This window comes from Mesorhizobium sp. P5_C1 (genome assembly GCF_054049815.1).
Genome location: NZ_JBFULQ010000814.1, coordinates 1 through 1848 on the forward strand (window position 1 = coordinate 1; position 1848 = coordinate 1848).

Annotated in this window: 1 protein-coding gene; it reads right to left on the reverse strand. The window is 60.5% G+C overall.

From position 1 onward, the window contains the following. Positions 1–459 precede the first annotated feature (459 nt). Positions 460–1371, reverse strand: a complete 912-nt coding sequence (locus ACXJ7R_RS31575) for an ankyrin repeat domain-containing protein (protein WP_457155232.1) — start codon at positions 1369–1371, stop codon at positions 460–462. Positions 1372–1848 lie beyond the last annotated feature (477 nt).

A 1848-nucleotide genomic window follows, 5' to 3' on the forward strand; every position in this document is an offset into this window, starting at 1 on the left:
CGGTGCGCTCGCTCACAAGCATCCCTCGCACCGGCCATTTCTGTTGCGTCTGGAGCTAGCCTTCTGGCCGGGTCTGTCAAATAATAATCGTCGCCGAAGCAGTAAGGACCTATGCCTCGAGGACCTGAGGACAGAAGCGACCCGCCGACGTGGGCCGGCTCGTGGTCAGCGTTGCCGGCGGCGCGTTGGGCGACGCTTAAAACGGTAGAAGATACCACAAGAAAGCCTTGGCTTCCTCTTCGGGCTTCTTTGGACGGACCTCCCATGAGTCCGTTCTCGCGATGAAGCGTGTCCAAATGGGCGTACCTTCTTCGCCGACGCTTGCGTGCCAGTCGGTAAACCCCATCAGCGGCAATAACGATTCTCGGATCGATATGACCTCCCTTCGCTGGTGAAGTTCGACCAACTGGCGCCTTCCTGGACTTCAATCCCGTACAAACCGGGCGCCGGCCATGCAGATTAGGGCAGCGGAACCGGCGAGTCGGAGAGCGTTCGCAGATAGGCGATGACGTTCAGCCRATCGCTCTCCTCGGACGCGCCACGCACGTCCATGTTTACGCCGGGCGTCGTGAGCGTGGGACCGGCTAGAAAAATGTTAAGATCCTCGTACGTCCAGGCACCGTCCCAAGCCATCAGGGTCTTGGAATAGCGGTCGAACTTTGCCGACGCCTTGTCGCGTCCGACAATTCCCCACAAGTTCGGGCCGATGGTGGATACATCTTGTGCACGCGTCACATGGCAGGGAGCGCAGTTAGCGGCAAAGAACACAGCGCCCTTTACCGGATCAGCCTTTGCCAGCTTCGCAGACATCGGCTCGGGCTTCAGAATGACGACGCCGTGGGCCTTTAGGTAGGCGGCGATATCGGCATGGTCCTCGTTCCTTGCAAGGTGGTAGGGCGTGATAATGCCCGGTAGACGGGCGGGGTCACCCCGGATCCAGACGGCGTTGACGTCCGCGCCGGCTTCAACAAGCACCTTGACGCAGTCGAGACAGCTGTTCTCGACGGCGAGAGTCAGCATCGGCTCGCCCCGCGTCGTGCCATTGGCGTCAGCGCCATGCGCCAGCAGCAGCCGGATCATATCGGCGGCGTTCTTCAACACGGCAACAGTCATCGGCAGACCGAGCGCCGACTCCTTGTTGACATTGGCGCCGCGCTTCATCAGCAGTTCAGCGGCCTCCGCGTGGCCGCTGCGCACCGCCAGGAAGAGCGGCGTGGCGCCTTTCTCTTGCTCCTCAATATTGGCGCCGGCATCAAGCGCCGCCGCGATGGCATTTAGATCGCCGCTCTTGGCCGCGTCATGAAGAGAACCGGCCTCGGTGGTTGTGAGCGCACCCAGACAAATGAGCAAGCTGCCGATCAGACCACGCATGCGGCTGTCCCTCCGCCGATACGGATCGAAAAGACTACACCCGATCAACGCTCACGGCCAGCGGCTTCGTTAAGCGCTAGCTAATATAGATGAGCCCGCGTCATCCAATTGATGGGATGGAAGCCCAACATGGGTCGGTGCTACTTTGATGCGTGGCGCGGCTTAAAACCTCTTCGCCATTGCGCGCCGGCTGCGCCGACACCTTGCAGCCCGCGAAACCATGTACGTGAATTGCGCGCACCGATGTGCTGCAAGTCGACCAAGCTCGACATTAAGGCGCTCATAGACAGGCTTGGGCCTGAACACGGCTCAATGCATTGGGATCTTGTCCGGCTATTCGGCTGCTCGGATTGCAAGGCTGCCGGCCGCGATCGGCGCCCGGTTTTCTTCACTGTCATTCCTGACTACGAAGGCCAGATGAGGCAGCGSAACCGCGACTGGAAGCCGACTTTCGATCGAACCAAACCGGCTTGACGG